We start from the raw sequence: 4,823 nt of genomic DNA on the forward strand, positions 1-4,823 counted from the left end.
CCCGCAAGGCCCATCCCATGACCCAGACCCATGTTTCCCTCGATTTCAGCGGCAGCGATATCGCCAGCCGCCGTACCGCTGCCGTGGCGGATTTCATCGCCCAGGCGCGCCGCCTGGTGCCCGATCCCGAGCGCGCGACGCCCGAACAGTTGCGCGCCGTGGCCACGCTGCTCGAGCGCCTGGGCACGCAGCACGCGCTGTTCGCGGCGGAACATTTCCCGGTGTCGGCGCAGAACCCGGCGCAGGTCTATCGCCTGAGCGAGGATGGCGCGGGCCGCTACGCGCTGTACCTGTCGGCCGGCCTGCCGGGCAAGTCGCAGCCGCCGCACGACCATACGACCTGGGCCATCATCGCCGGCGTCGCGGGCAACGAGCGCAATGTGTTCTTCCGCCGTGACAAGACGCCGGACGCGACGCGCGACACGCTCACCGCCGCGCGCAGCGTGGACGTGACGCCCGGCGTGTCCGTCGTGCTGTCGCCTGCCGATGTGCACACCATCGAGCTGATCGGCGACGCGCCCGGCCTGCACCTGCATTTCTACGGCCTGGCGATAGACCGCCTGCCCGGCCGCGTGGTGTTCGAAAGCCGCGAAGGCGGCACGTTCCGCACGTTCGGCCCGCCCAAGTCGATTCGCCACCCCGTGGTCTCGCCCCAGGCGCTCAAGACCGCGCTGTTCGACGGCGAAGAGATTGCCGTGCTCGACGTGCGCGAGACCGGCGTGTTCGCGCATCGCCACATCCTGTTCGCGGCCTCGGCGCCGCTGTGGCGCATCGAACTGCTGATCGATCGCCTGGTGCCGCGCCGCGGCACGCGCATCGTGCTGGTCGACGCCGACGAGTCGCTGTCGCACCAGGCCGCGGCCAAGCTCGCGCGCCTGGGCTGGCGCAATGTGTCGGTGCTCGCCGGCGGCACGGATGGCTGGGCCGCCGCGGGCCATGAAATCTTCAGCGGCACCAACGTGCCGAGCAAGGCGTTCGGCGAAGTCATCGAGCACGAGAAGCACACGCCCTGGATCACGTCCGACGAACTGGAGAAGCGCGTGGCGCGCGGCGACAACATCGTCGTCGTCGACAGCCGCACGCCCGAGGAGTTCGCGGCCTTCAGCCTGCCGTTCGCGCACAGCCTGCCGGGCGCCGAGCTGGTCTACCGCATCGGCGAGATCGCGCCCGATCCCGAGACCTTCGTGGTGGTGAACTGCGCGGGCCGCACGCGCAGCATCGTCGGCGCGCAGACGCTGATCGACGCGGGCATTCCGAACCGCGTGGCGTCGCTGCGCAACGGCACCATGGACTGGCTGCTCACGGGCCGCACGCTCGCGCATGGCCGCAGCGCGACGTTTCCCGAGCCCAGGCCCGAGACGCTGGCCAAGGCGCGCGCGCGCGCGGCCGACGTGGCCGGTCGCGCGGGCGTGCAGCGCATAGACGCGGCCGAACTCGCGCGCTTCGAAGCCGAAGTGCAGGAGCGTTCGCTCTACCGCTTCGATGTGCGCACCGAACAGGAATACGCGGCCGGCCATCTGCCGGGCTGGCGCTGGGCGCCGGGCGGCCAGCTGGTGCAGGCCACGGACGAATACGCGGCGGTGCGCGGCGCGCGCATCGTGCTCGCCGACTGGGACGGCGTGCGCGCGCTGACCACGGGCGCCTGGCTGGCGCAACTCGGCGGCTACGAAGTGTTCCTGTACACGCCGCCGGCGCTATCGACGCTCGAAACCGGGGCCGAGCCGGTGCGCGTGCTGGCGCTGCATGCGCCGGCGCCGCTGGTGTCGCCGCAGCAGGCCCAGGCCTTGTTGAAAGCCGGCACGGCCAGCGTGTTCGACATCGACCGCCGCGCGGCGTTCGAGAAGCAGCACATCGCGGGCGCGCGCTTTGCGGTGCCCGACCGCCTCGAGGCTTTCCTGGCGGAGCTGCCCGAGACGCAGACCGTGCTGCTGCATTCGCCCGACGGCGTGCTCGCGCGCAGCGTCGCGGCCGAACTCGCGGCGCGCACCGGGCGCGATGTGCGCGCGATCGCGGGCGGCACGCCGGCCTGGGTGGCCGCCGATCTGCCGCTCGCGCAGGGCGCGGAAGGCGTGCTGACCGGCGATGACGACCACTGGTACAGCCCTTATGCCCACCACGATCTGGAGCGGCGCAACGCGGGCTTCCAGCAGTACCTGGACTGGGAACTGGGCCTGGTGGCGCAGCTCGAGCGCGAAGGAACCACGGGAATCCGGCTGCTGCCCGTGGCCGGTTGATGGGGGAAGGCGGCGGCCTGGGGAGGCCGCCGCGAGATGGCAAAACAGCAACGGCGCCTTGGGGCGCCGTTGTTGTTGGGGATGCTGCCTGTCCTCATGAACAAGCCCATTTTCACGCCGCCGCCAGCTCCACGCTTTGCGCCACCCGCGCAAACGCCTGCGCCAGATCGCCAATCAGATCCTGCGGATCTTCCAACCCGATATGCAAACGCACGACCGGCAACGTGCTGGTCCAGAAACTGTGCTCGCGCAGGCGGTCGGGCGAGGCCACCAGGGCCAGGCTTTCATAGCCGCCCCAGGATGCGCCTATGCCGAAGAAGCGCAGCGCGTCGATGAAGCGCTCGCCGGCGCCTGCGTCCGCGCCGTCGTCGAACGCAAACGACACCAGGCCGTTGGCGCCGCTGAAGTCGCGTTTCCAGAGCGCATGGCCCGGGTCTGAGGGCAGCGCGGGGTAGAACACGCGGCTGACCTGGGGGTGATCGAGCAGCCACTCGGCGACCTGGGTCGCATGGCGCTGGTGCTGGGCCAGGCGCACGGGCAGCGTGCGCAGGCCGCGCAGCGCGAGGTAGGCGTCGTCGGCGCCCACGGTCAGACCCAGGGCTTCATGGGCGGTGGCGATCTTGGCCGACAGTTCCGGCGAATCGGTGACGACGATGCCCTGCATCACATCCGAATGGCCCGAGATGTACTTGGTCGCGGCGTGGATGGAAATGTTCGCGCCCAGCGCCAGCGGTTGGTGGAACCAGCCCGCGCCCCAGGTGTTGTCGGTCGCGACCGGAATGCCATGCGCGCGCGCCACGGCGCTGAGCGCGGGCAGGTCCAGCACTTCGTAGAGCAGTGAACTGGGTGACTCGAGGTAGACCAGCTTGGTGTTCGGGCGGATCTTGCTGGCCAGGTCGTGCTGCGACGGCGAGAAGTACTCGAGCGTGATGCCCAGGCGCTGCAGCAGCGTGTCATCGACGCGGCGCACGGGCGAGTAGACGCTGTCGGCGACCAGCGCATGGTCGCCGGGCGACAGCAGCGCCACGAGCACCAGCGTGATCGCCGACAGGCCCGAAGGCGTGAGAAACGCACGGTGGCCGCCTTCGAGCGCGGTCACCGCGTCCTCGAGCGCGCGGTGGGTGTCGAGGCCGTGCCGCCCGTAGGTGGCCAGGCGCTCGCCCGCGGCGCGGCGGTGGTGGTGGTCGGCATAGGCCGCGCTGCTCTCGAAGCGCACGGTGCTGGTGCGCACCACGGGAACGTTGACCGGGCCCGCGCCGCCGCGCAGATCGGGTGCGCCCGCGTGCAGCAGGCGCGTGGCGCGGCCGAGGCGCGAAGAAGTGTTGTTGCTCATGCCGCGACCTTGCTGGGCTGGAAGTGGGTGGCGTTGTAGTTGGTGATCGCGCCCGTAGTGGCGTCTATGCCTATGCGCCCGGTCAGGCGTTCGAGCGGCTGGCCGTAGAGGTGGAAATGCAGCGTGGGCGCATCGCCGACCACATGAATGCTGTGCACGTCGTCGGGCAGGAAGGCGATCGACGCGCCGGGCTGCACCGTGAACTCGCGCGCCAGATGGATCTGCGCCTGCGCGGGATTGCTGCGGTCATCGGTGCGGTCGTACAGCCGGTTCACTTCCCGGCCTTCGACGGCGACGATCACCGCCCAGGTGGTGTGGTTGTGCGGCTGTGTGGTCTTGCCCGGCAGGGTGGAGTTCAGGTACAGCGCCAGGCCGTCGTCGCCGTCGTCGGCGTTGAGGCGATAGCGCGTCGACGCGCCCACGCCCTGGCCCGCGTCGGGCGGCGGAAAGTCGGCGCGCGTGAACAGCTCCTTGTGCGCGGCCAGCGCTTCGAGCCGCGCGGTCACGGCCGCGAGCGCGGCGCGGTCGGGCGCGCCTTCAGCGACCAGCGCGCGCACGTCGGCGAGGGTGGCATCGACCGCGGCGCGGCGCTGTGCGGACAGGGAGGAAGTGGTGCTCATGGGGTCCTCTTGGGGTGGCGGTGAATTACAGGGCGAAACGCAACTGGTTGAAGCGCAGGGCCTCGGCGGGCGGCGCCACGCGCTGGCGCGGGCCTTCGCCTAAAGCGCGCTGCAGGAACTGGCGCGTGCGCTCGCTGCGCGGCGCGCCGAAGATCTGGGTCACGGGGCCGTGCTCGACGATGCTGCCGGCTTCGGTGAAATAGACCTGGTCGCTGATTTCCTCGGCAAAGCGCATTTCGTGCGTGACCAGCACGCAGGTCATGCCTTCCTTGACCAGGTCGCGGATCACCGTGAGCACTTCGCCCACGGTCTCCGGGTCGAGCGCCGAAGTGACTTCGTCGAACAGGATCAGCTCGGGTTGCATGGCCAGCGCGCGCGCGATCGCCACGCGCTGCTGCTGGCCGCCCGACAGCTCGCCGGGGTAGGCGTGGGCCTTGTGCGCGAGGCGCACTTTCTCCAGCAGCGCGCGCGCATCGCGCTCGGCGACGGCGCGGCTGCGGCCGACCACGCGCGTGGGCGCGATCACCAGGTTCTGCAGCACCGTGAGGTGCGGGAACAGGTTGTATTGCTGGAACACGAAGCCCACGCGCTTGCGCAGGGCGATCAGCTCGGCCTCGGTGCGCAGCGCGGCTACGC

The 4,823-nt window shown here is 70.6% G+C and carries 4 protein-coding genes; 1 reads left to right on the plus strand and 3 read right to left on the minus strand.

What is annotated here, in order from left to right; genetic code table 11:
* Positions 1-17 precede the first annotated feature (17 nt).
* The gene (locus D3H34_RS30855; RefSeq protein ID WP_119558653.1) at positions 18-2,234 is read left to right on the plus strand and encodes a rhodanese-like domain-containing protein; all 2,217 of its coding nucleotides are present in this window, start codon (positions 18-20) and stop codon (positions 2,232-2,234) included.
* A 112-nt stretch (positions 2,235-2,346) separates the two neighbouring features.
* On the opposite strand, the gene metC is transcribed toward D3H34_RS30855, so the two are convergent.
* The 3 genes from metC to D3H34_RS30870 all read right to left on the minus strand — a co-directional run.
* Positions 2,347-3,567, minus strand: a complete 1,221-nt coding sequence (gene metC, locus D3H34_RS30860; protein ID WP_119558651.1) for a cystathionine beta-lyase — start codon at positions 3,565-3,567, stop codon at positions 2,347-2,349.
* Positions 3,564-4,187 carry a cysteine dioxygenase family protein gene (locus D3H34_RS30865; RefSeq protein WP_119558652.1) on the minus strand — a complete coding sequence of 208 codons (624 nt, stop codon included), beginning with the start codon at positions 4,185-4,187 and terminating at the stop codon, positions 3,564-3,566. The genes metC and D3H34_RS30865 overlap by 4 nt, the downstream gene beginning before the upstream one ends.
* Before the next feature lie 25 nt (positions 4,188-4,212).
* Positions 4,213-4,823: amino acid ABC transporter ATP-binding protein (locus tag D3H34_RS30870; protein ID WP_147400531.1), on the minus strand; the 611-nt coding region annotated here is incomplete at its 5' end.

This window comes from Acidovorax cavernicola, assembly GCF_003581445.1.